Genomic DNA, 23,330 nt, shown 5'->3' on the forward strand with positions numbered 1-23,330 from the left:
CTCTCTCATTCGAACACACCCGCCGCGAACAGGCTGCCGAGATCGATGCCGCCCTTCCACGTGGCCAGACGCGGGTGACTGGGGCCGGTGAGAACCTGCGCGCCGCCGTTCCGACCCAAGCGTGTGATCAGGAGCTCCTCGAGTTCGCTGTCAGCGAGCACGACCGGCGAGTGCGTCGACACGAGCACCTGGCTGTCGTAGAGCGACCGCAGCGACAGCATGATGGCCTCCGTTGCCTGGGGGTGGATGCTGTTTTCGGGTTCCTCGACCACCAGCAGCTGCGGAGGGTCAGGCACATAGGCCAGGGACGTCAACGCGAGGATCCGCAAGGTGCCTTCCGAGAGGCCGCTCGATGTGACCTCGAACCCGCCCTCGTAGCCAACCCGAAAGTAGACATGGTGGTCCTCTTCGCGCTCGCGCAACTCGATCGACACCACCTGCGGCAGCGCCGTGCGGACGTGCGCGACCCAGTCGGCGAATTGCTCGGGGTCCTGGTTTTGCAGCCGCAGGATCAACCAAGGAAGGTTCTCACCCGAGGACATCAACGGCTTGGGCAGGCCTGGGGGGCTTGCACGGCGCAGGGTGGCCCAGTTGGGGTCGAAGAACACCGCGCCGGTCTGCAGGTGCTCGAGCAACCACCGGCCCGCGCCGAACTCCGCGGGAGGTTCGAGCTCGAGGCGTGTCAGGGCCAGACGCGTGCGGTCGATCTGCGTCTCGCGCTGGATCGCGTCCGCGAGCTCGGGAGTGAGGCTGACTGCCGACGCGGCCGCGTCGTGGACGTGATCTCGGCGGATGATGAAGCGCCAATCCTGCTGCTCGGTGCTCTCCCCCTGCACGGGCAGGCGCCGTTCTTCGTAGGCTTGTCCAGCCGCGAACGCAAACAAGTACTCGCTCTCGACCTCGAGCTGGCGCCCATCGTGGACCGTGAGCCGAAGCTCATAGCGAAGGTGCGTTGGCAGGCGTGCAGGATCGCTCTGCACAGCCTTGGGCGCTGCGTTCCCGAGTGCCTGTGCATGGCGCTGGGGGAGCTTGGCTTCGACCGCGAGCACGAAGCTGTGTTGTTGGCCGCGAAACGAGAGCTCGCCCAGGGAGGTTGCCCGGGGCCCACGCTGGGGCAGACGCTCCAAGAACGCAGCCGCGACGTTTCGAGCCCGCAGTAGATCCCCGAGCAGCACCGGGATATCGAGCAGGGTCGTCTTGCCCGAGCCATTCGAGCCCGCGATAATCCGAAACGCATCCAGCGGCACCGCGACGCTCTCGAAGCAGCGATAGTTCTGGGCCTCGATGCGGGTGATCATGCGCGAGGCTCCGAGCGCTCGGCGCGAGGCAGGTGCTTGACCGGCTTCGCAGCGACAGAGCGTTTCGTGGGCGCAGCCATGAGGTTGTGGGTGCCGATTGTAGGCCAGCCACAAACGGGGAGCCAGGCTGGCTGAAGGCGCCGGGCATCGGGGGCCATTTGATCACCTGGCGGGCATCGCGTCGCTTTGTCGCGTGAACCCTGCACGGGCTCAGCCGCCGCCATTTTGTAGCAAGATCGAGTACATGTCGAGCAACGACTTGAAGTCGGCGATCGGCCCGAGCTCGGGGTCGCCACCCACGAGCTGCACGAACGCCAAGTTCGTCGCAAACCCAAACGCGTAGTCGCCCTCGAACCACCGGATGTCGGCCCCAAGCGCCTGCTTGTATGCGGCGACGGTCTCGACGATCGCCGGGACCGGCCGCGACAAGAAGCACAGCAGCGCGACCTCGTCGTACTCGCTGGCCGCGATCTTCTGCCCGGCGTGCTCGAACGCGCTGACCAACGCCAAGAAGCGCTCGCTCAGCGCGGGCGCAGGCAAGTGGTCCGAGGCCAACATCGCCAGCAGGTTGCTGGCGGTCTGCAGCGGGTCACCGCGCCCACGGCCACCCGCGCGCAGGCCCTCGTAGATGTCGTGGGCATACTGGGCGAGCTGCTGTGGAGTGCCGGCCCGGGTCGTCAACAACGCGCAGGCGGGGAAGTCTTCGGGCCCGGTCAGCACCCAGTGGTGCTGCTTCATGGCCTCGTAGATGTCGCGCATGCGCTGGACTTGCTCGTCGCTGATCGGCGCCCCGTCGCCCAGCGTGCGCATGACCAACACCGCGATGAACTCGTAGACGGGAGCCCAGCGCAGCCCGAGCGCGCGCATGATCTTTCGGACCCGCTTGGTCTCGTCGAGCAGGGCGTCTGGGGTGTCGTCGTGGCGGACCAAGGCCACGGCGAACATCAAGTGCAGCTGCGGCGCGAAGCCGACGCGCCAGGGCATGAGCTGCTGAAATTGCTTGGCGGTCTCGCGCAGCTGCGTGGCGATCTGCGCGGGCTCACCGGGGACCAACACCAAGCTGGCGGCGGCGAAGCGCTGGGCGCTTCGGTCACCGAACATGCCCCGGGTCGGCTCCAGCGCAGCATCCAGCGCGAAGAAGCGCGCGACGGGTTCGCGCAGGTGCTCGTCTTGCTCGGCGTCGTGGCTGCGAAACGGCATGCCTCAGCGACCCCAGTAGTACCCAAACCAGATGCCCAACAACAAGGTGTTGCTCATGGGTCGGCCCTTGGCCGCGGGCGTGAACCCCCGCCAGCCCAGCTCGGGGCCGACCACCCAACCGCCCGGCCGCCGCGGGCGTGTTCGCTCGGCGTTCGGGAAGAACTCATAGCGCACGCTGCCCATGAAGCGCGGGCCCCCCACGCCGCCTCGTTCATCGGTGCGGTCATCGGTGATCAGCCCAGCGCCAAACCCAAACCCGCCGCGAAACGAGAACGGGTAGCGCGGCACCGGATAGAAGCCCAGCTCGACCAGCAGGCCGCCCTTCATGAAGAAGGTGTGCTGGCCAAAGTAGAAGCCGCCGCTCGCGTCGAGGCCGATCGTCATCCACGGAAACACGGCCTGGCCGAGGCGCAGGGACCCGCCGCCGCCCGGCAGCGCCATGCTGTGTGGAACCGGGAGGTTCGGCGAGTAGGCCCAGCTCAGCGCCGGCCAGATCGTCATGCCAAAGTAGGTGCCGGAGATCCTGGGTGGTTGCTCGGGCGCGGCAGCGCCGGGTGCCGTGATCTGTGTTGACGCCTCGGTGCCCCCCGACCCCGCGGGTTCGCTCGGCCCCTCGACCGCGCTCGCAGGGGCTGGAGCTGACGCCGCCGCGAGCTTCGGACTCGCCCAGCTCAAAGCGAGCGCGCCGACCATCCAAGCCGCTCGGGGGCGATGCCGCACGGCCGGAGTATAGGTGCGCGCGCGCAAGCGTCACCCCCGGGGTGGGTGTTGGCAGGTGATCTTGTCCTTGGGCACGATCCAATGCGGCGGCAACGCGAGCATCGGCGGCGGGTTGGGCCCGCAGCCGGGATCTTCGGCGTCGGCCAAGCCGTCGTAGTCGTTGTCGAACCCGTCGGTGCACGAGGATCCCGAGTCGCGCGACTCGGGATCCGGGTTGCGGGTCGCCCACTGCTCGGGGATCTCTGCCCACATCTGATCGAAGACCTGGTGGTACTCGGCCGCGAGCGCGGGGCTCTTGATCAGCAGGGTGTTCTCGTCGTTGTCCCACTCGCCCGCCGAGGTCCAGTTCATCGAGCCCGCGATCACGTACTCGTTGTCGATCGCGGCCGACTTCATGTGCATCTTGCCGCCCCACGCGTCGACCTTGACCGGGATCCCGACCTCGCGCAGCAGCTCGTGCTTGGTGTAGCCGTTGGTCGCCGCGGTCGCGTCGAGGATCACCCGGACCTCGACGCCGCGGCGGTGCGCGTCGAGTAGATCCTTGGTGATGGCCTTGTTGGTCAAGAAGAACACGGCGATGTCGATCCGCGTCTTGGCGCGCGCGAGCAGCGGGCGCACGCCGTTCGAGATCGCCTTGTCTTGCGGCGAGAACAGGACCTGGACCTCGGCGTCGCCAACGGTGGTGCGCAGCTCTCCGCTCTCGGGCTTGCGCTGGTGGAATTTCCCGTCGACCCACATGGTCTCGAACTCGCGCGTGTACCAGCTCGCGACCGTGGGCGAGTCGAGGACCACGACCAGGTTGGCGTTGTAGCCCCCAGTGCCCGAGTCGCTGACGTTGGTCGAGCCCGTCCACAAGTAGCGGCCGTCAACCACGAAGAACTTGTGGTGCATGATCTTGTTGAAGACCTTGCCGGTGTCGCCGTCGTCTTCGCTGGCGCTGAATGGCTCGCGACTTGCGTGGGTTGCGAGCAGGCAGCGGTCGCCAAGATCGTAGGACAGGCACTGCACGTAGCCGGCGAAGCCATCGGGCCGCCCGCACGCTGGCTCGGCCGCGTACTTGTTGGCGCGGTCGCTGGCTTTTTGTTCGCGCTCGAGCGCCTGATCGACCTTTCGATCATCACGGACCTGGCCAAGCGTGGCCGCCATGGCGTTCGTGCTGCTGTAGTAGTTGTCACCGTCGACGTCGCGATCGACGACGGCTCGCACCCGCACCCCCCGCGCCTTCGCGGCCTCCAACGCAGCAAGCAGCTCACTTTGGTTACGCACCCCGTAGACCGCGAAGTCGATGCTGGTCTGCGCACCCTCGATCAGCGCGAGCAACGAGGTACACACCTCGACTTCGCAGCGGTCGACCGGGGTCGCGCGGCCGGTGGGATCGTTCATGACCAACCGGATGCTGCCAGCAGGGTCGCCGGTGCTGCGCGGCAGCGGGCGCGCGTGCTCCAGCTTGCCGTTCGCGGGGCTCGTGCTGGGGCCTGGCGACTCGCAGCCTGGCAGCGCCGCAGCGACGAGCATGGAGGCGACACACAGCGAAGCGAGGCGAGGCATTGGCCCCATCGTATCGGCCTGGCCGCTGGGAGGCCGTGAAAACTGCACGCTGCCCTCGGTGAACCAGTCCACGAAGGTCCGCAAGCGGGCGAGGGCTTCGCGCCCGTTTGCAGCTCAGGCAGCCACGTGCACGGTCCCGCGCTGTGTGCACCGGCGGCGATGCGTCACTCAGGCAGCTCGCGGGGCTTCGGACCCGAGCAGACGGACCCCTTTTGAAGTCGCCAGCTCGCGCCAAAGCCGAGCTTCGACGCTGTGCGCGGGTCACGCATCCCCATTGTGGTGGGTTTCGCTGACCGGGTTCGTGCAGGGGCACCCTCGAGTGCCCTACACTGTCAGCGCTCGACTCGGTCGCGCACCCGCAGATGACTCTGGCCGCCACCACAGACGACGAGGAGTTGGTGGTACCGATCGCCAACGAGTCCGATCTCAATCACGCGCGGATGGTCGCGCGCGAGACCTGCAAGCTGGTGGCGATCCGTGGGTACCAAGCGCAGAAGGTCGTGACGACGGTCAGCGAGTTGGCCCGCAACATCGCTCGCTACGCGCAGACCGGACGCGTCCGGTTTCGGGTCGACACCTCGGATGAGATGATCGTCGTGATCGCCGAGGACAGCGGTCCCGGGATCTCCAACCTCGACGAGATCCTCGCCGGGCAGTATCGCAGCCGCACGGGTTTGGGTCGCGGGCTGCTGGGGTCGCGCGACCTCGCCGATGTCTTTGATATCCAAACCAGCCCCGCCGGCACGATCGTCAAGATCGCGTTCCGCTACGGACAGCGAAAATCATGGACGACATCAACTACGTGACGTGCATCCCGCTCTGGGATTGCTTGCTGGTTCCGCTCCACGGCGACGTCAGCGACACCCATGCGGACGAGCTTGTCACCGAGGTGCTCGAGCGGATCCAGCGTGACGAGTGCTTTGGCGTGCTCGTTGATCTCTCCGGTGTGTGGACCCTCGACAGCCACCTGTGCGCGACCTTGGCCCGGCTCTCGCTGGCCGCCAAGATGATGGGGGCCAAGACCGTGCTGTCGGGCATGAAACCCGAGATCGCGATGACATTGGAGGCGATGGGGATCGAGCTGCGTGGGATCGAGACCGTCGCAACCCTCGAGGACGCGCTGGGCTCCATGGGCATCACGCGAGTCCGACGCTCCCGCCACGACGACGACGACCTGGTGATGCGAAGCCTGCTCGGTGGGTCCAACGAAAGTGACTCCGGGGCCAAGCGATGAGCGAAGCGGCGGCGCTGAGAGCTGAGAATCAGCGGCTCGCAGCTGCGCTCGCCGAATCGGAGCTTCGCAGCCGGCTGGTCCTCGAGGCCACCAACGACGGCGTCTGGGACTGGGATCTGGTCACGGACGCTGCGTTCTACTCGTCCCGCTGGAAGGCGATCGCCGGCTACGCCGACGACGAGGTCGAGCACACGGGCAAGGCCTTCTTTGCCCTGGTTCATCCGCAAGATCGTCCGAAGATCGAGGCCGCGCTCGCGGCCCACTTCGACGCCCGCGAGCCGTATCTCGTCGAGTTCAGGATGAAGGCCAAGGACGGCGACTGGCGCGAGATCCAGGCCCGCGGCCAGGCCATGTGGGACGCCGACGGCAAGCCGGTGCGCATGGCCGGGATCCACACCGACATCACCGAGCGCCGCATGCACGAGACCGAGCGGCTGCGCAACGAAGAGCTGATCGAGATCCAGTCCGAGACGATACGAGCGCTCGGCGTCCCGATCCTGCAGGTCTGGCGGGGCATCTTGTGTCTGCCGATCATCGGTGAGGTCAACGACGAGCGCGCGAACGAGATGACCGCCGAGCTGCTCGATCGCGTGGCAACCACGGCCACGCGCTTCGCGGTCTTGGATCTCACGGGCGCGCAGTTTCGCAGCGAGACCGTGCAGTACTTGGCTCGCATGACCCGCGCGCTGCGCCTGATCGGCACCCAAGGCGTGTTTTGTGGAATCAGCGCGCGCACGGCACGAACCCTCGTGGACATGCAGCTCGATCTTGGTGGCGTCCCGACCTACCGGGATCTTGGCGACGCGCTGCGGGCCTGCCTGCTGCGCCTGCGCGACACCCAGTAATGACCCCCACAGCGACCTTAGACTTGGCCGACTGCAGCCGCTTCGCGTCTGGTCGCTTCGCTCCTCGGGGCCGTTTGTACGCATCCGCATGTGTGGCCCGCAAGAAGGGGGCTCTGAACGCAAGAAGGGGGCTCTGAACGCAAGAAGGGGGCTCTGAACGCATTTCCCGTCAAGAATAGCTGACGTGGAGCACGGTGGCGTCGTCGCGCTCGAGCGAATGGTCGGCGATCAAGCGCTCGCACAGAAGCTCGGGTGCCAGCGCGATCATTGATTGGATCGGGGTTCCGCGCGCGATGCCATCCGTGAACAACAGCACGCGGCCTGGCTCTTCGAGCGCGACCTCGCCGACCCGCGGTCGCGGCATCCGAGCGCCGAGCACACCGTTGGTCGCCATGTAGGGGATCGCAGGTCCGGCCAGGGTCCGCAGCTCGACGTTGCCGACCCCAGCGAAGCTGACCTTGCTGCCCTCGAAGCGCAGCAACGCGGCGGCGGCCCCCCGCGAGCCGTGGAGCCGCTGGTGCAGCTGGCCAAGCGCCCGCTCGACCGAGAACGTGGCGGTGAATTGCTCGGCGGCCTCGACCGCCAACGCGGCGGCCTCGGCGGCTTTGGGCCCGTGACCAAGCGCGTCGACCAGCATCACCCACGTCACGCCCGAGACCGCGCGAACGAACCCGACGTCGCCGCTGCACGACTCGCCGATCCGCGGCCGGCCACGAATGCAGGTCTCAGGGATCAGGGGTCTCCGGCGCTTCGACGACGAAGAAGTCGATCCAGGTCTCGAGGTGGTTGACGTCGAGATCGACGGCCAGGGTGTTGAACACGATCGAGCTGCCTTCGATGCCGAGCGCGTCGTAGTTGATCGTGGTGCCGAGGTTGTCGACCACGCCCTTGCGGAAATTCTTGACCACGTCCTGGTTGTCTTCGACCAGCTCTGACTCTCGGGCAGCGACCGCGCCAGCGCCCTGGCCACCGAGCACGGCGACGTCGCCGGCCGTCAGCACCACGCCCTCGTCTTCGCCCAGGTCGACGGCCAAGTCCATGGTCGCGACGGCGTAGCCGCAGTAGCCGTCGGCGAACCGCCAGACCTTGAACTGCGTGGTCATGAAGTCCTGACCTTCGGACCCGCCCACGATGTGGTCCAAGGTCACGCCGTAGCTGCCGTCCTCGTCGACTTTTCCGTCTTCGTCGTAGATCCGCGGGATCGTGCCCTCGTCCATGAGCCGCTCGACCATGGACTCGAACATCGCGACGTCGAAGTCGACGAGCATGGGGATGCCCATGGGCATCTCACCGGAGATCTCGAGCCCGCCGCCAGGCGGCAGCGGCAAGTTGCTCTGCATCGCGAGGACCAGGGTGTCTTGTTCGGGGAACACGATCAGCTTGCGGGCGAGCAGGCGGACGTCGTTGGTGCCGATCTCCCACGAGTCGAGGGTGAGCAGGGGCGTCTTGCCGTACTCGAGCTGAATCTTCTCTTGCATGAACAGCCCGAGCGCCTCGACGAGGGCTGGGTGCTCTTCGGTCTCGAGCCCGAACGCGCTGAGGTACAGCTCCTGCACGCGCAGCCGCGAGTAGTCGGCGTACAGCACGGTCGATGCGTCACCGTTGGCCTCGAGCTCGATCGGGACCCGGAACTTGACGCTGCCGATCCCCGCGCCCTGTGGATCCCCGTTGGGGCCGAACATCTGGGCGTCGAAGTCGAACGAGTACTGCACACACGTCGCGCAGCCCTCGAGCGACTCGAGCTCGATGACCGGGGCCGAGGTGGCCTCGAAGAACAAGGTGGCGGGGCCCGTGTACCAGACGAAGGGCAGCTGCCCGGTGAAGGGCACGTCCTGGCCGACGACGCCGTCGAGCAGCTTGTTGACCCCGACCTCCGAGAACTTGATCGCTACGGGGTAGGGGCCGCCGTTCGGGATTGGATCGAGCAGCGCGCCCTCGCGCGCGGCGTCAGCCCGGAACGCGGTCTCTTGGTACTCGCAGTCGAAGTAGATGTCGTCGCCCCGACAGCCCCCGGTGGCCGCGAGCACACCGACCACCGCTCCGAGCACCGCGCCGCCCGTCACCCGACCGCCCAGCCGCCGAATCAACCGTTGGACTCCGAGCCTGGCGCGGGAGCGGCGGGCAGCGGCGCGAAGGCAATCGATCGACATGCTTGTATTTTGGCGGGCCAAGGCGGCCGATACAAGCGCTGTGTCCGGTCGAGATCCGAATCTGCGCGCTCTCCTCTGCACATGACATGAATGTCGCGGTCGATCACATCCCGAGCGATGACCCGCGCACGCGCGAGGACAGGGCTGTCGTCGCCCGACGGAAATGCTGGTACCTTTGTCGCCGCTGGTATGGCGCGCCTGACCAAACAATCCGCCTCGCTCCGTGGGACCCCGATCGGGGCTCTGGTGGGTGCCCTGGCCTGTACCTTGGTGGTAGGTGGCTGTTTCGACTCTGACGAGCGGCTGCGCGCCAGTGAGGACACGGGCAGCGGCGAAGCCGGCGAGACCTTCGCGGTCTACGAGACCGACGACGAGGGCAGCGACGACAACTGGACCGCCGAAGAGACCGGCCCGAGCGAGTCCACCTGTCGCGACGCGATCGACTGCCTCGTGACCTGCCAAGCCGTCCTGATCCTCAACCCCCAAGCCGAGCCAGATCTCTCGTGCTTCTTGGAGTGCGACATGGGCTTGACCACCGAGGAAGCCTACAAGCTGATCAAGCTGGCCGAGTGCATCGGCAATCAGTGCACGGCGCAGGGCGCCTGCGGTGCCGAAGATTCGTCAGACACCGACTGCCTGGTGTGTATCGCCGGCAACGCTCAGGATCCGCAGCCCCAAGGCTGCCTCGAAGAAGCCGCCGCCTGCGAGTAATCGCTCCTCCCCCCCGCGAGCCAGCCCCCTCGATGACGACCCCAGCGCGCCTGCTTTCGCTCGTTCCTTTTGGCCTCTCGGCTGCGCTGCTTTGGCCTGCGCTGGCCAACGCTGGTGCGCCGGCGGCCAAAGCTGCGCCCGCCGACGAAGCCGCTGCACCCGCCGCTGGTGCCTCGGGCGACGCATCGGTCGCGGTCGGATCTGGTCAGGGATCTGGTGAGGGATCTGGTCAGGGATCTGGCCAGGCAGAAGGCCCGGCAAAAGCCGAGCCCGAGCCGTCGCAAGCCAGCAAAGACGCGCTCCCATGGAAGCTTCGCGTCGGCATCGTTGCGCAGACCCGCGAGAAAGGCCGCAAAGATGTGCCGTGGATCAAGCGCTGGGCTCCCGAGCGGCTCATGGCCGAGGTCGGCTTGTTTGGCGGCATGCTGTTCCCCGCCGGGGACCACGACTTCTACGATCCAGCCAGCGGCCACAAGCCGCTGTGGCAAGTCAGCGGCGAAGTCGGGCTGCGGGCCGCGTTCTTCCCCGAGCGCTACATCGGCGTCGAGGTCGAGGGGGCCGGCGTGGTCGCCCGGGTGCGGACCAGCACCGACGACATCGCGCCGCTGTGGGCCGCGCGTGGCCACGTGATCGCCCAGCTGCCGTGGTGGAACGTCGCGCCCTTCGTGCTCGTCGGCGCCGGGGCCATGGGCGTGGCGTCCAACCCGATCATCTTGGGCAATGACGTCGACCCGGCAGTTCACTGGGGTGGCGGCGTCAAGCTGTACCTGCACCGCTACATCGCGCTGCGGGTCGAGGGCCGCCACGTGCTCGCGGCCAAGCAGGCAACGCAAAATTCGTTCACCAGCCACGCGGAGTTCCTCGCGGGCCTCAGCTTCACGCTGGGCCGCGCCAAGCCGATGGTTGCGCCGCCGCCCGATCCAGATCGGGACAAGGACGGCTTCTTGAACGAGCGCGACGACTGCCCCGACACGCCCGGCGTCTCGCCCGACGGCTGCCCCCCGCGCGACAGCGACAAGGACGGCTTCTTCGACACCGAAGATGCCTGCCCCTACGAGGCCGGCGTCGAGCCCGACGGCTGTCCCATCCGCGACCAGGACGGCGACGGGATCCCCGACTCGATCGACGCGTGCAAGACCCAGCCGGAGACCGACAACGGGTTCGAGGACGAGGACGGCTGCCCCGACGAGCTCCCAACGGAGATGCGCGAGTTCAGCGGCATCATCCAGGGCATCGAGTTCGCCACCGACTCGAGCGAGATCACCGACGCGACCAAGCCCGTGCTCGATCGCGCGATCAAGGTGCTCACCGACTACCCAGACATCCGCATCGAGATCGTCGGTCACACCGACAACCAGGGCACGGTCGAGCACAACCTCGAGCTGTCCAAAGATCGGGCCGAGAGCGTCAAGCAGTACCTCGTCGAAGGCGGCGTCGATGCCGAGCGGCTCGAGACCCGTGGGGCCGGCCAAAAAGAGCCGGTCGCCAGCAACGACACACCCGAGGGTCAAGCCAAGAACCGCCGGACCGAGTTCAAGCTGATCAAGGTCAGTCGGGCCAAGTGACGGACTGGTGGGGCAGCACTCAGCTCCCGAGCGGAGCAACGCGGTACTGGCGGATCGGGGCGCTGAGCCTGTGGGTCACGCACCTCGAGCGCGAGTGGCAGGTGGCGCATTGTTGGTCCGACGATCCTTTTGACGACGCGCTGGAGATCGCCCGCGATGACGTCGAGCGGCCGCCAGAGCAGCCGCTGCGTCGGTTTCTGTTCACAGCGGATTTTCCGCTGCTGCGCCTGACGCCGCGGGTCTCGGATCGGCCGGTGGTCACCCGGCCCGAGCTGCCGCTGATCATTCCAGGCGGTCAGTCGGCGACGATCTACATGGCGAGTCCGCTGTGGGTCGAGCTCGCGGTTGGGTCGCCCGGCCCCGCGGGCAAGCCCGACCAGATGTTGCCCAGCTTCGACGAGCTGCCGGTGTGGCGCGCGCCAAAGACATGGTTTGGTGACAACACCTTGGATGGCACGCTGTGTTACGCCACGCGCACCCGCGCGCGGGTTGAACCGGGCGATGTTCGGGGTCCGCGGATCACCACCTCGGCGCTGGTTCACAATGATCACGACGAGGCGTTGAAGGTCCTCCGGCTGGCGCTGCCGCTGCCGCAGATGTCGGTGTTCCGAGACGCGCGGGGCATGCTGTGGACGGAAGCCACGACGATCGGCTATTCGGGCGCCGCGACTGGCCCCGCTCGGATCGAGTCGGTGCCACCACCTGAAGCGGGGCCCGTCACGCTGGTCTCGCGCTCGCGTCAGGATCGCCAGACCAACGTGCTCGCGCGGGCATTCAGCGCGGTCTTTGCCGGCTGACGTCGCCGCCGGCCAAGCTCCTGCCATGACCACCACGCTCACTGCAGCAATCGCCGCCTGGACCTCGGTCTGGGTCAAGAAGCCCAAGGGCGGCTGGCTCGCGCAGCTGCTGGCCAAGGATCCCGACGACATCGCGGTGTTGGGCCTGCGCTTGTTGATGTTCGTGGTGCTTGGGCTGCTGATCGCCCGGCTGCTCGGGAGCCTCGTCGCTCGCTTCGCAATCAAGCGGGGCAGCGCGCAAGGGGCGATGCTCGGCCGGCGCTTCGTGTTCTATTCGGTCATCGCGCTGACCGGCGTCATGATCTTGGAGGAGCTCGGCGTCGAGCTGAGCGTGCTGCTGGGTGCCGCCGGGATCCTGACCGTCGCGGTTGGGTTTGCCTCACAGACCTCGGCCTCGAACCTGATCTCGGGCTTGTTCTTGCTTGGCGAGCGCCCGTTCAGCATTGGCGACGCGATCCGCGTGGGCGACACGACCGGCGAGGTGCTGTCCGTCGACCTGCTCTCGGTCAAGCTGCGGACCTTCGACAATTTGTTCGTGCGCGTGCCCAACGAGTCGCTGATCAAGTCGGAGATCACCAACCTGACGCGCAACCCGATCCGGCGGATCAACATCGATCTGGTGCTGTCCTACGACGAGGACGTCGATCGGGTCCGCGCGCTGCTGTGCGCGCTGGCAGGCGAGGACCCCGACGTGCTCGAGGAGCCCGAGCCGGTCATCTGGGTCGATCAGCTGGGCAGCTCGGCGCTGCACGTGCGCTACTTGGTGTGGGCCTCGAACCGCCACGACTTCCACGGCGTGCGGGCGCGCGTGCAAGAAAAAGTCGCCAAGCTGTTCCGCCAACATGGCATCGGCATCGGGTATCCGCGCGTGCAGGTCGGGGCGACAGCGGGCGCACAGTCCGAGGCCGAGGCTGGGGCCGAGACCCAGGCGGCGGCGGCTGCTGAGGCGTCCGCCCCTGCGGGTCCGCAACCCGGCCCCCGTTGACAGCGGCCCCGTCGACAGCGGCCCCGTTGACAGCGCAATGGTGAGGCGGAACCATGCACGCGTGCGGTCGCTGAGCATCGTGGGTCTTGGTCTCGTGTTGATGCTAGGTGGCTGCAAGCAGGCGCCAGAGCAAGCCCAGGGCGGCGACGCGGGCGGGTCGGTGAAGCTTGGTGCGGTGCCCGAACCGGTCCAGGACGAGGCGTCGCTGGGTGCTCGCAGCAGCTCGCAGTGCGCCGAGCTTGGGCGGACCTTCGCGGGTCTCGACGCGCTCCCGGAGTCGTTTGAGCCCAGCGAATTCACCGCGCGACTCGGGGGCTCCCTGGACTGGGTGACGCAGTCCGATCTCAACCTTGGTCGCACCAGCGAGGGGCAGGCCCAGGATCGGGCGTTGATCGAACAGGTGCTCGCCGGCATGTCCGCGCACGATCAAGCCGCCCGCCAGGTCGATCGTTGGCTGGTCACCACGCAGCTACGGGTGGTCGCGCTGCTCGAGATGCGTCGCTTGCTGGGCGAGGTCGCCGACGATCGCCTGCGCGGCTCCGAAGCCGTGGCCGCGTGGGACGAGGCCTACTGCATCTGGAACGCCGGGCTGCGACCGCTGGCCGCTCGCGTTGACGCGCTGCAACGACCGGGTGCCGGCCAAGCATGGGTGTCGAGCATCCCGGCGGCGTTCACCGAGGGTCGTGCGCAGCTCGGTGGAGCCGGCGAGCCTGCGGACCCAACCGCGGTCAAGGCCGCCAAGCAGCAGATCGAGAAGGGCATGTACGCGGTCGCGTATCAGCTGATCCTCGCCCAGGCAGAGTCCCGCTCGGCGATCGGCGCCACGGAAGCGCTGGGGCTGATCGACGCCCTCGAAGATCGCCTCGCGGATCGCAACGGCCCCGGTCTAAAGCGCATGCGGATGATGCTCAACGGGCCCGCGGATCAGATCGACGCCAAGTTGATCGAGCGCGAGCTCGCGGTCGCGTTTGCCAAGCGCGCCCGCAAATACTGCGACAAGGCGGTGGTCTCTGCCGAGCTCGCCACACCCGAAGCGATCGCCGAGACCTGGGAGGGCGTCATCTATACCCGGGTGATCCTAGGAAGCATGGGCGAGGCGCTGGGCCCAGTTGGGTTTGACGCGGTCGCCCACGGTGTGGACTGGGAGGATTACCTCGAGGCCGTCGAGACCGGCGACGCCGAGCTGGCCGCCGAGATCTCCGTGCGCTTGGTCGAGTGGAATTGTGCGTACCAGCGCCACCTGGGGATCGCGGAGTGTGCCTCGTCAACCAACGAGGTCGAGTGAGTCACGAGGCAAAGAGGCTGCGCTCGTGATCCCGTGGTTGTGGCAGCGCGCCGATGATGGTTGGGCCAAAGGGCGAAACATACGGGCCTTGGGTTGGCTGCAACACCGCGCCCATGGCTAATTGTGAATTCTCGACGACGGGTACGATTTGGGCGACTTGGCCAGCCCCCACCAAATAGAGTTTCCGCGTCGCAACGTGATGCAACGACGCGCCCAGCTTTTCGGGTAGCACCAGGCCGGACCGGCCGCCGAGCACGAGATCGCCGACGCCCGCATCCCCAAGCTCCTCAGGGGACTGGTAGGATCGTCGAATGATCCAGGCGAACGCAGGGCAGCTCATGGCGACGCGATCGCCTTCGCGGTGGTTTGTGGGCGGGTTGTTCGCAGCTGCGATCTTGCTGGCGTCCGCGCCCGCGCTTGCGAACGGGCAGTCCACGCACTTGTGGATCACCCACGACGCAGTGACGCACGTGCCCGAAGGTCCGCTCGCCGAGTTCCTCATGCGGCCCGAGCTGCAAAAGATGTTCGACAACGGGAGCATGTTTCCCGACGGCGGCTATCCGCTGGGTGACGACTACGCCGAGATCGCCCACTGGGAGCCGTTTCAGATCTCCTACTTGAATTGGATCACCTCGAGCTATGCGGCGCCGCTGTCAAACGAAGGTCGCGAGCACCTCGCGTTCTTGTTTGGCATGGCCTCGCACGGCATGGCCGATCAGGTGTTCGACTCGCTGTATGGCGAGCGGGTCAAGCTCTACGACGGGGCGTTTGGTGAGTTCGACACGGCCAGCGATCTGATCATGATGTCGAACTTCGAGCCAATGATGGCGCCCGGCGACTGGGTGCCCTACATGGTCTTCGACTCGCTCTACGACGGTGTGGGCTACGACGTCGACCCCGAGCAAATGATGGACGGGCAGAACCTGCTGCGGATCGCCGTGAACTCCGTGGGGGTCTTCTCGCAGATGCCCGACAAGGTCGCCGAGGCGGCGGAGCCGTTCCCATGGGGCAGCGTGCACTTGCTCGACGAGCACGTGTCTGGGGCGCCGCCGTGCGAGGGGGAGGTCATCGCTCGGTACTGGCGGGTGTTGTGGGCGCTCGCGCATGGTCAACCATTGCCGGGGCCGGTGCTTGCGACGATGCCGGCCGACGGCGCCGCAGGTCATCCGACTGACGCGGGCGCGATCGAGAGCTGGGTGACGCTGGTGTTCTCGCGGGGGCTGGAAGACGCACCGCTGAGCGAGGCCAGCTTTCACGTGGTGGCGGAGGGGGGCGAGACGATCCCCGTGGTGCTGTGGCACTACTACGGGCAGGACGCCCACGTCGTGCACTTGCGCCCGCAGCAGGATTTTGCCGCGGATACGGTCTACACGGTGACGGTGGATCCTGGGGTGCAGACGATCCACGGTGAGGCGCTCGATGGGTATGAATTCCGGTTCTCGACCGGGGCGCGGGGGCCGGAGCCGATCGTGCCGGAGTGGCCGGCTGATCATGATCCGGATCCGGATCCGGGTGATGGCGATGGTGATCCTGGCGATGGTGACTCGGGCGATGGGGATGGGGATGGGGACCCGGATGGGGACGGGGACGGGGACGGGGACGGGGACGGGGATACCGGAGCGGCCACCGACACATCTGGCGGTGTCGCGCCAGCTGATGGCGGGGCGGGTTGCGGCTGCGTGAGCGACCCTCGCGGCGGCGCCCCGTGGCCGCTGCTCGCGTTGCTGGGTCTTGGCCTGGGCGTTGGCCTGGGTCGGCGCCAGCGCCGATGAGGCGAGCCGACCCGCCCGCAGGTCGAGTACACTCCCGCCGTGCCTGATCGCCCGATCCGCAAGCTCCTGTGTGCCAACCGTGGTGAGATCGCCATCCGCGTGTTCCGAGCCGCGACCGAGCTCGGGATCCGCACCGTAGCGATCTTCAGCCGCGAAGATCGAGTCCACCTGCACCGCTACAAGGCCGACGAGGCCTACCTGATCGGCGAGGGCAAGAGCCCGGTCGCCGCGTATCTCGACATCGAAGGCATCGTCGAGGTCGCGCGCCAAAACCAGGTCGACGCGATCCACCCGGGCTACGGCTTCTTGTCCGAGCGCGCTGACTTTGCGCGCGCCTGCGAGGCCGCGGGGATCCGCTTCGTCGGCCCAAGCGCCGAGGTCATCGACGTCCTTGGTGACAAGACCCGCGCGCGCGCGCTGGCGATCGAAGCCGGCGTCCCGGTGGTCCCCGGCAGCGATGGGCCCGTCGCCGACGTCGAGGCTGCGCGTGCGTTCGTCGACGCGCACGGCCTGCCCGTCATGATCAAAGCTGCGATGGGCGGCGGCGGTCGGGGCATGCGGGTGGTCCGAACCATCGACCAGCTCGACTCGGCGTTCGAGCGGGCCCGGTCCGAGGCCGAGTCGGCGTTCGGTGACGGGACCATGTTCATCGAGCGCTACGTCGAGCGCCCGCGCCACATCGAGGTCCAGATCCTCGCCGACGCGACCGGCGAGGTCATTCACTTGTTCGAGCGCGACTGCTCGGTGCAGCGCCGCCACCAAAAGGTCGTCGAGGTCGCGCCGGCCGTGCACCTCGACGAGTCGGTCCGCGCGGCGCTGACCAAGGACGCCGTCACGCTCGCGCGCGCGACCGGCTACCGCAACGCGGGGACCGTGGAGTTCCTCGTCGATGGCGAGGGCCGCCACTACTTCATCGAGGTCAACCCGCGGATCCAGGTCGAGCACACGGTGACCGAGCAGGTCACCCTCGTCGATCTCGTTCAAGCCCAGATCCGCATCGCTGGCGGCGCGACGCTGAGCGAGCTCGGCCTCGAGCAGGGCAACATCAGCACGCGCGGGTTTGCGATCCAGTGCCGCGTGACCACCGAAGATCCGCTCAACGGCTTTCAGCCCGACACTGGCCGGATCGAGGCGTATCGATCGGCCGCGGGCATGGGCATTCGGATCGACGGCGGAGCTGGCTACGCGGGCGCCCAGGTCTCGCCGCACTACGACTCGCTGCTGGCCAAGGTCACCGCGCACGCGGACAGCTTTGACTCGGCGACGGCCAAGCTGCATCGGGCGCTGGCGGAGTTTCGGATCCGCGGGGTCAAGACCAACATCCAATTCCTGCACAACGTGCTGCGCCACCCAACCTTCTCTTCGGGGCAGGCGCGCACCGACTTCATCGACACCACGCCGGAGCTGTTCACGTTTCCGCGTCGCCGCAACCGGGCCCAGCGAGCGCTGCGCTTTCTTGGCGAGGTCGCGGTCAACGGGCCCACGGTCGCGCCAGCGTCCAGCGCCGCGCCGGGGCCAGACCCGGTGCTGCCGGCCGCGCTCACGTCGGGGCTTGGGGATCCGCCCGAGGGCTGGCGCAGGATCCTGCTCGAGCAAGGGCCCAAGGCGTATGCGAAGTCCGTGCGCGAGCATCGGGGGCTGCTGCTCATGGACACGACCTGGCGCGACGCTCACCAGAGCTTGCTCGCAACCCGGGTGCGCACCCGCGAGCTCGCGGCCGTGGCCCCGGCGACCGCCCACGTGCTCAACCGGTTCTTTTCGCTCGAGATGTGGGGCGGCGCGACCTTCGACGTGGCGCTTCGGTTCTTGCGCGAGTGCCCGTGGGATCGGCTCGAGCGTCTGCGCGCGCTGGTCCCCAACATCCCGTTTCAGATGTTGCTGCGGGGGGCGAACGCGGTCGGCTACACGAACTATCCCGACAACGTCGTGCACCGCTTCGTGCAATTAGCCCAGCGCCGCGGCGTTGACGTGTTTCGGATCTTCGACTGCCTGAACTACGTCCCCAACCTCGAGCTTGGCATCGACGCGGTCGGCACGGCGGGCGGGGTGATCGAGGCGGCGATCTGCTACACGGGCGACGTCTCGGATCCCAACCGGACCAAGTACTCGCTGCAGTACTACGTGGACCTGGCCGGGCAGCTGCAAGACCGGGGCGTGCACGTGCTCGGGATCAAGGACATGGCCGGGCTGCTCAAGCCCGGGGCGGCGCGCATGTTGATCACCGCGCTGCGTCGGGCGTTCCCGTACTTGCCGATCCACGTCCACACCCACGACACCGCCAGCACTGGGGTGGCCTCCATGTTGGCGTGCTCCGAGGCCGGGGCCGACGTCGTCGACGTGGCGTTGGACGCGATGGCGGGGCTGACCTCGCAGCCTTCGATGGGGGCGATCGTCGCCGCGCTGACCGGGACCGACCGCGACACCGGGCTCGCGCTGGCGGACATCCAACCGCTCAACAGCTACTGGGAGCAGGTCCGGGGGTTGTACGCGCCGTTCGAGTCGGGCCTGCGCAGCGGCAGCGCCGACGTCTACATGCACGAGATGCCGGGCGGGCAATACACCAACTTGCAGTTTCAGGCCCGGTCGCTCGGGCTCGCCTCGCGCTGGGAGGCGATCAAGCGGGCGTACGCGGCCGCCAACCGCTTGCTTGGCGACATCATCAAGGTCACGCCCAGCTCGAAGGTCGTGGGTGACCTCGCGCAGTTCATGGTTCAAAACGACCTCGATGAGGCGCTGGTCCGCGAGCGCGCGGAGACCTTGTCGTTTCCGCGATCGGTGGTCGAGTATTTTCAAGGCTATCTGGGCGTCCCGCACGGTGGGTTTCCAGAGCCGCTGCGGACCCAGGTCGTGCGCGACGCCCCGATGATCGAAGGCCGGCCAGGCGCGAGCTTGCCGGCCCTGGACCTCGACGGGCTGCGGGGCGAGCTCACGGCCAAGTGGGGGGCGCACGTCCGGGATGTCGACGTGGTCTCGGCTGCGCTGTATCCCAAGGTGTTCGACGAGTACATGACGTTTCGCCGCGACTACAGCGATGTGTCATTGCTGCCAACGCGGAACTTCATCGCGCCGATGCGGCTGGGCGAAGAGACCAGCTTCGAGATCGAGCGGGGCAAGCTGCTGATCGTCAAGCTCACCGCGATCGGGGACGTGCGGGCCGATGGGCAGCGCGAGGTGTTCTTCGAGCTCAACGGGCAGTCGCGCTCGATGCTGGTGCGGGATGCTTCGGTCGAGCAGGACACGGTCACGCGCGAGCGGGCTGAGCTGGAAGACGCTGGGTCGGTGGGGGCGCCGATGCCTGGGGTCGTGATTGAGCTGCGGGTCTCGGCGGGGGATGAGGTCGCGGCTGGGGATGCGCTGGTGGTGTTGTCGGCGATGAAGATGGAGACGGTTGTGGCGGCGCCTATCTCGGGGGTTGTGAGGCGGGTGGCGGTGGGGGTGGATGATGCGTTGTTGGTGGGGGATTTGCTGGTGGAGATTCGGGGGCGTGAATGAGCTTTGTTTGTGGGGGCTGGTGATCTTGGTGCGGGGGGCTTTGTGCCGTAGGGGACCGCGCACGGGCTGCAGACTGTCCCAACCCGGCTACGGTCTACTTCAGTCTCGTGACCCCGCTTCCTCTCGCTTCTTCTCATTGGCCCGACCGCGCTTCTCTTCGCTAATCTCCACGTGCGTAGATACGCCGGGTTGGGACAGTCTGCGGCCTTTGTGCGCTCTGCGTTTGGCGGAGGGGGGCTCCGATCTGGAGGGGCGGGGAGCGTCGCTGATTCAGCGGCTCTTGGGTGGGGGACGGACAGAGGGGGGGGCGCTGATTCAGCGGCGGAACCACTGCGATGAGGGGGGTGTGCTCGTTCCCCGAACTCAGCGACTGCCCGTGACCGAGCTGGGCTTCAGCCCTGCGCCAGCTCTTCGACGCTCGGCGCCCCAGCCCGTGCGAGCAGCTGCGAGACGATCTCTACGCCTTGGTCGACGCTCAGCTCTTCGGAGCCCAAGTACTCGAAGGCGCCGGCCATGTCGTCCCAACCAAACCCGCGGATCTTCAGACCCATCCACCCGAGCGCGGTAGCGATACCCCGGGCGACGCTGCTGCCGAGCACGGCCGCCACTCGCTTGTCGTGCATGGCTTGCACCAGCTTGCGACGCTGCCGACTGTTGATGTTGATCGCGCCGATGCCGATCCCCAGCATGCGCTGGGTGCCCGTTTGCTCGATGTCCGCGACGAAGAGATCCCAGTGCTCATCGGGGACCCTTCCTTCTTGAGTCAGGGATACGATCACATCCCCCACCACCACCCAGGTATGGGGCCAGTAGTCGCCTTGAGGCGGCACCTTGTACTTGGGCTGGACCATCTCGGGCGGGGAAACCAGCCGAGTCTAGGGGTGAACCGAGGGGAACACCAGAGGCGCAAACCCGTGAAACAAGCGCCTTGGGGGCTAGTACCCTGCCGCAGTGAATTTGATGGTTTGAGGCGCCGGGCCTGGCGTCCCTGGCGCGAAGCGAGGAAGGAGTGTGTCGGGCACACTCGACTGACGAGCGACAAAGCCAGGGGCGTCAGGAACTAGCCTCAAACCATCAAATTCACTGCGGCAGGGTACTCGTAGCGGGTTCTTTTGGCAGGTTGTGCCGCCGAATGAGGGCTCGGTCACGGGCTGTCGGTGGAATTATTACCGCGACAGTGGATTTTTGTTGACGCTTCCCGACATACCTTGCTACACAGGTAGCACATAACTCCCTGTCCAAGGATCGGACAGAAAGGGAAGAGCCATGGATACGGCCAAGATCATCAGCACGAGTGAGCGGCGCATTCGTATCGACGTCCCAGGACCCTGGGGCTCGATCGGGGGGAGCCTCAGGCTTCCGTTCCGCTCTGGCATCAACACTCACGTCGACTCTGTGCGGGATCAAAATCTCGCGTGGGCGATCGAGATCGGTCTCGTCCCGGAGGACGACCACGACCTCGCCGACGCCTTGTATCGCTGCGGCTTCGAGCAGCTCGCGGCCCTGTGTCACCGCGACTGCTCGCTCGAGGCGTTGCAGCTGATCACCAACTGCTACACGGCGATCTTCGTGTTCGACGACATGCTCGACGACGCGCGCTCGGAGATCGGCAGCAGCGAAGAGCTCGCCACGCACGTGACGGCCTACCTCTCGGCGGCCGTCGCCGACGAGGTGCGCCCGACCCTGCGCGACGACGTCCCGGCTCGCGAGCGGATCATCGCGGTCGGCAACGCCTACGCCAATGTCGCCAAGCGGCTGCTTCGCTACACCAACCGCGAGGGGCTGCGCCACTACGTCGGGGGCATGCGCAGCTACTTCGAAGGCTGCGTCATGGAGTCGCGCAAGCGGAACAAGCGGATGACCCACGTGGCGGACTACACGATCGTGCGGCTGCGCTGCAGCGCCGTATATCCAACCCTCGACATCGGAGCGATCGTGGAAGGCTTTGATGTGTCGGACGAGGTCCGCGAGGATCCGGCGTTTCAGACCATGATGTCGGCCACGAACCTGTGCGTGTCCTATGTCAACGATCTGTTCTCCTACGCGAAAGAGTCGTCCGCGGGTGAGCTCAGCAACCTCGTGACGGTCTACCGCGACGCGTACGGGATGGATCTACGCGCGGCGATGGACGCGGCCATGACGACCAACGATCGCGTGGTCGAGGAGTACTTCGAGGCTAAGGCCTACTTCGACATGTCGAACGGCGAGATCGACGAGGCGACCCTCGGCTACATCAAGATCATGGAAGACTGGATGCGCGGAAATTTCGACTGGTATCACCAGTCCCGGACCCAGCGCTACGAGCACAACCTGACGGCCGCGATCCCGGCCTGATATTTTCAGCTCGTGGACTGGCTACGACGCCGTCGCTGTCTCGGCCACGCGCTGGACGATCGCTGGCTTGTCGCACGCGTATAGATCGGCGCCGCTGAACGGGTTGATCTCGACCATCTCGATCCCGTGCTCGCTCTCGACCAAGTCGAGCACGTACACGGGGTCGGGTCCGACGAACTTGGCGGCGATCTGATCGGCGACCGCTGCGGCGCGTGGGTCGACCGTCGTGGTCCCGGCCACGCGGCCCTCTGCCTCGTACCTGCACCCGGTGATGACCGAGCGCTGGCAGATCACGAAGCGCCACTCGTCGCCCAGCGAGCGCTTGCGCGACACGACGATCGGTAGATCCAAGCGCTCGTAATAAAAGCCATGGTCCAGGTGGCCCGGCGTCAGCCCTTCGAGCTGGACCACGCGCCCGCTGAATGGTTTGAGCGGGCTGTCGGGGCGCACGAACACCTGGCCCGACGCGTCGGCGAGCGAGCCCGCGGTGGCGATCGGATCTGCGCTCAGCTCGGCGACGGTCGTGAGCACGTACTCGCGGTGCAGCAACCACGGCTTCGCGGCCGGATACCAGCGCGAGCAGTGAAACGCGGCGGTGTTGCAGTAGGCCCCCGGGGCCCAGCGGCCGGACGCGGCGATCCGGGCGGCGTTGCCCAAGCTCCCGTGGAACACGACCGGTCCGTCGAGCTGTGTATCGCTCTCCCACGCGTCGTCGGACCAGACTCGAGAGCGCTGACCGGCGGCTGCGATCGCGCCCTCGAGCGGATGCGGGCCGACGCCGTAGATGTCCCGTTCGAGCAGCCAGAGCATTTCGCGCAGCGTAGCGCAAAAGGAAAGTTTGCGAGGGTCTTCAGCTCGGGATCGTCGTCGAGGCGTGGGCGGCGTGCAGACGCAGAAACTCGGCCTCGTGCTGGTCCTCGATCTCGACGTGGATCAGGTTGAGGTAGGTATAGGCCGAAGAGGCGAGCAGCGTCAGCGCGCCCTGATCCGTCAGGTAGGTGTCGAGGACGGCCTGAAAGAGCGGGTGCTCGATGTTGATCTTCGTGATGCCGTCGGCGTGCGAGAACAGCGGCCCCCGTGCTCGATCCTCGCCGAGCACCAGCGACTCGAGGTGGCGGTTGGAGACCAGGCCGTCGTTGCTCGCTCGGACCAAGCGCAGCTCTTCGCGGATGGCCTCGAGCAGCAGCCTCTCGGGCGGTGGGGGCTTGGACTTGGTGCGCTTGCTCGACTTGCCCCGCTTGCTGGCCTTGCTGGCCTTGCTGGCCTCGCGCGCTTGCTGCTGCGCCCGGGCCTGCTCGCGCTTCGCGGCCTGCTTGGCTTGCTTGGCTTGCTTGGCTTCGAGGTCCGCTTCGCGGCGGCGCTCGGCCTCGCGGGCGCGGCCCTCGGCCTCGGCC

The 23,330-nt window shown here is 67.1% G+C and carries 20 protein-coding genes and 1 pseudogene; 11 read left to right on the forward strand and 10 right to left on the reverse strand.

Annotated features, from left to right (window positions below):
• Positions 1-5 precede the first annotated feature (5 nt).
• The 4 genes from mads3 to DB30_RS12025 all read right to left on the reverse strand — a co-directional run bounded on the left by mads3 (position 6) and on the right by DB30_RS12025 (position 4,766).
• Positions 6-1,298: a methylation-associated defense system AAA family ATPase MAD3 gene (mads3, locus tag DB30_RS12010; protein ID WP_052548550.1), complete on the reverse strand. Its 1,293-nt coding sequence runs from the start codon at positions 1,296-1,298 to the stop codon at positions 6-8.
• Positions 1,299-1,508: 210 nt separating this feature from the next.
• Positions 1,509-2,498, reverse strand: a complete 990-nt coding sequence (locus tag DB30_RS12015) for a DUF4003 family protein (protein WP_052548551.1) — start codon at positions 2,496-2,498, stop codon at positions 1,509-1,511.
• A gap of 3 nt (positions 2,499-2,501) precedes the next feature.
• Entirely contained in the window at positions 2,502-3,218 is a 717-nt protein-coding gene (locus tag DB30_RS12020; RefSeq protein ID WP_146658581.1) for a hypothetical protein, read from the reverse strand.
• Positions 3,219-3,248: 30 nt separating this feature from the next.
• The gene (locus DB30_RS12025; protein WP_165703728.1) at positions 3,249-4,766 is read right to left on the reverse strand and encodes a phospholipase D-like domain-containing protein; all 1,518 of its coding nucleotides are present in this window, start codon (positions 4,764-4,766) and stop codon (positions 3,249-3,251) included.
• Positions 4,767-5,128: 362 nt separating this feature from the next.
• On the opposite strand from DB30_RS12025, the gene DB30_RS12030 reads away from it, so the two are divergent.
• Genes DB30_RS12030 through DB30_RS12040 form a run of 3 tightly spaced genes read left to right on the forward strand, consistent with a single transcriptional unit; the run spans position 5,129 to position 6,845 of the window.
• A complete protein-coding gene (locus tag DB30_RS12030; RefSeq protein ID WP_240480217.1) occupies positions 5,129-5,572 on the forward strand; it encodes an ATP-binding protein in 444 nt (147 codons plus the stop codon).
• The gene (locus DB30_RS12035; protein WP_052548554.1) at positions 5,551-6,000 is read left to right on the forward strand and encodes an STAS domain-containing protein; all 450 of its coding nucleotides are present in this window, start codon (positions 5,551-5,553) and stop codon (positions 5,998-6,000) included. The genes DB30_RS12030 and DB30_RS12035 overlap by 22 nt, the downstream gene beginning before the upstream one ends.
• Positions 5,997-6,845, forward strand: a complete 849-nt coding sequence (locus DB30_RS12040) for a PAS domain-containing protein (protein ID WP_052548555.1) — start codon at positions 5,997-5,999, stop codon at positions 6,843-6,845. The genes DB30_RS12035 and DB30_RS12040 overlap by 4 nt, the downstream gene beginning before the upstream one ends.
• A 169-nt stretch (positions 6,846-7,014) precedes the next feature.
• On the opposite strand, the gene DB30_RS12045 is transcribed toward DB30_RS12040, so the two are convergent.
• Entirely contained in the window at positions 7,015-7,494 is a 480-nt protein-coding gene (locus tag DB30_RS12045) for a SpoIIE family protein phosphatase (RefSeq protein WP_052548556.1), read from the reverse strand.
• Between the two features lie 76 nt (positions 7,495-7,570).
• Positions 7,571-8,932, reverse strand: coding sequence for a hypothetical protein (locus tag DB30_RS12050; RefSeq protein WP_146658583.1), 1,362 nt, complete (start codon positions 8,930-8,932; stop codon positions 7,571-7,573).
• Positions 8,933-9,241: 309 nt separating this feature from the next.
• Here DB30_RS12050 and DB30_RS12055 point away from each other — a divergent pair, with 309 nt between their 5' ends.
• The 5 genes from DB30_RS12055 (at position 9,242) to DB30_RS12075 (ending at position 14,338) form a co-directional block, all read left to right on the forward strand.
• Positions 9,242-9,706, forward strand: coding sequence for a hypothetical protein (locus DB30_RS12055; RefSeq protein ID WP_146658584.1), 465 nt, complete (start codon positions 9,242-9,244; stop codon positions 9,704-9,706).
• A gap of 32 nt (positions 9,707-9,738) precedes the next feature.
• Positions 9,739-11,271, forward strand: coding sequence for an OmpA family protein (locus DB30_RS12060; protein ID WP_052548559.1), 1,533 nt, complete (start codon positions 9,739-9,741; stop codon positions 11,269-11,271).
• A complete protein-coding gene (locus DB30_RS12065) occupies positions 11,268-12,068 on the forward strand; it encodes a hypothetical protein (RefSeq protein ID WP_052548560.1) in 801 nt (266 codons plus the stop codon). The genes DB30_RS12060 and DB30_RS12065 overlap by 4 nt, the downstream gene beginning before the upstream one ends.
• 25 nt (positions 12,069-12,093) lie before the next feature.
• The gene (locus tag DB30_RS12070; protein ID WP_146658585.1) at positions 12,094-13,053 is read left to right on the forward strand and encodes a mechanosensitive ion channel family protein; all 960 of its coding nucleotides are present in this window, start codon (positions 12,094-12,096) and stop codon (positions 13,051-13,053) included.
• Between the two features lie 61 nt (positions 13,054-13,114).
• The gene (locus tag DB30_RS12075; protein WP_052548561.1) at positions 13,115-14,338 is read left to right on the forward strand and encodes a hypothetical protein; all 1,224 of its coding nucleotides are present in this window, start codon (positions 13,115-13,117) and stop codon (positions 14,336-14,338) included.
• Position 14,339: 1 nt separating this feature from the next.
• Here the strand turns inward: DB30_RS12075 and DB30_RS12080 are convergent, their stop codons facing one another.
• Complete coding sequence (locus DB30_RS12080) at positions 14,340-14,678, reverse strand: hypothetical protein (RefSeq protein WP_146658586.1); 339 nt, start codon at positions 14,676-14,678, stop codon at positions 14,340-14,342.
• On the opposite strand from DB30_RS12080, the gene DB30_RS12085 reads away from it, so the two are divergent.
• Positions 14,677-16,110, forward strand: coding sequence for an Ig-like domain-containing protein (locus tag DB30_RS12085; RefSeq protein ID WP_165703729.1), 1,434 nt, complete (start codon positions 14,677-14,679; stop codon positions 16,108-16,110). The genes DB30_RS12080 and DB30_RS12085 overlap by 2 nt on opposite strands.
• Positions 16,111-16,149: 39 nt before the next feature.
• Positions 16,150-19,602 (forward strand): pyruvate carboxylase, encoded by a 3,453-nt coding sequence (gene pyc / locus DB30_RS12090; protein ID WP_052548564.1) that lies wholly within the window; start codon positions 16,150-16,152, stop codon positions 19,600-19,602.
• A 392-nt stretch (positions 19,603-19,994) separates the two neighbouring features.
• Here the strand turns inward: pyc and DB30_RS12095 are convergent, their stop codons facing one another.
• Positions 19,995-20,453, reverse strand: a complete 459-nt coding sequence (locus DB30_RS12095; RefSeq protein WP_052548565.1) for a hypothetical protein — start codon at positions 20,451-20,453, stop codon at positions 19,995-19,997.
• Positions 20,454-20,868: 415 nt separating this feature from the next.
• Between DB30_RS12095 and DB30_RS12100 the strand changes: the two genes are divergently transcribed.
• Entirely contained in the window at positions 20,869-21,936 is a 1,068-nt protein-coding gene (locus tag DB30_RS12100) for a terpene synthase family protein (protein WP_052548566.1), read from the forward strand.
• Positions 21,937-21,957: 21 nt separating this feature from the next.
• Here DB30_RS12100 and DB30_RS12105 read toward each other — a convergent pair whose 3' ends face one another.
• The gene (locus tag DB30_RS12105) at positions 21,958-22,746 is read right to left on the reverse strand and encodes an ATP-grasp domain-containing protein (RefSeq protein WP_052548567.1); all 789 of its coding nucleotides are present in this window, start codon (positions 22,744-22,746) and stop codon (positions 21,958-21,960) included.
• 40 nt (positions 22,747-22,786) lie between these two features.
• Positions 22,787-23,330 (reverse strand): annotated as a pseudogene (locus tag DB30_RS12110) (hypothetical protein); the annotation flags it as partial.

This window comes from Enhygromyxa salina (assembly GCF_000737335.2).
Lineage (GTDB): Bacteria > Myxococcota_A > Polyangia > Nannocystales > Nannocystaceae > Plesiocystis > Plesiocystis salina_C.

Bases quoted from the DNA above. Each gene is read 5' to 3' on its own strand.
- mads3 (WP_052548550.1), bottom strand. From the start codon at position 1,298: ATGATCACCCGCATCGAGGCCCAGAACTATCGCTGCTTCGAGAGCGTC.
- DB30_RS12015 (WP_052548551.1), bottom strand. From the start codon at position 2,498: ATGCCGTTTCGCAGCCACGACGCCGAGCAAGACGAGCACCTGCGCGAA.
- DB30_RS12025 (WP_165703728.1), bottom strand. From the start codon at position 4,766: ATGCCTCGCCTCGCTTCGCTGTGTGTCGCCTCCATGCTCGTCGCTGCG.
- DB30_RS12030 (WP_240480217.1), top strand. From the start codon at position 5,129: ATGACTCTGGCCGCCACCACAGACGACGAGGAGTTGGTGGTACCGATC.
- DB30_RS12035 (WP_052548554.1), top strand. From the start codon at position 5,551: ATGGACGACATCAACTACGTGACGTGCATCCCGCTCTGGGATTGCTTG.
- DB30_RS12040 (WP_052548555.1), top strand. From the start codon at position 5,997: ATGAGCGAAGCGGCGGCGCTGAGAGCTGAGAATCAGCGGCTCGCAGCT.
- DB30_RS12060 (WP_052548559.1), top strand. From the start codon at position 9,739: ATGACGACCCCAGCGCGCCTGCTTTCGCTCGTTCCTTTTGGCCTCTCG.
- DB30_RS12070 (WP_146658585.1), top strand. From the start codon at position 12,094: ATGACCACCACGCTCACTGCAGCAATCGCCGCCTGGACCTCGGTCTGG.
- DB30_RS12085 (WP_165703729.1), top strand. From the start codon at position 14,677: ATGGCGACGCGATCGCCTTCGCGGTGGTTTGTGGGCGGGTTGTTCGCA.
- DB30_RS12080 (WP_146658586.1), bottom strand. From the start codon at position 14,678: ATGAGCTGCCCTGCGTTCGCCTGGATCATTCGACGATCCTACCAGTCC.
- DB30_RS12095 (WP_052548565.1), bottom strand. From the start codon at position 20,453: ATGGTCCAGCCCAAGTACAAGGTGCCGCCTCAAGGCGACTACTGGCCC.
- DB30_RS12100 (WP_052548566.1), top strand. From the start codon at position 20,869: ATGGATACGGCCAAGATCATCAGCACGAGTGAGCGGCGCATTCGTATC.
- DB30_RS12105 (WP_052548567.1), bottom strand. From the start codon at position 22,746: ATGCTCTGGCTGCTCGAACGGGACATCTACGGCGTCGGCCCGCATCCG.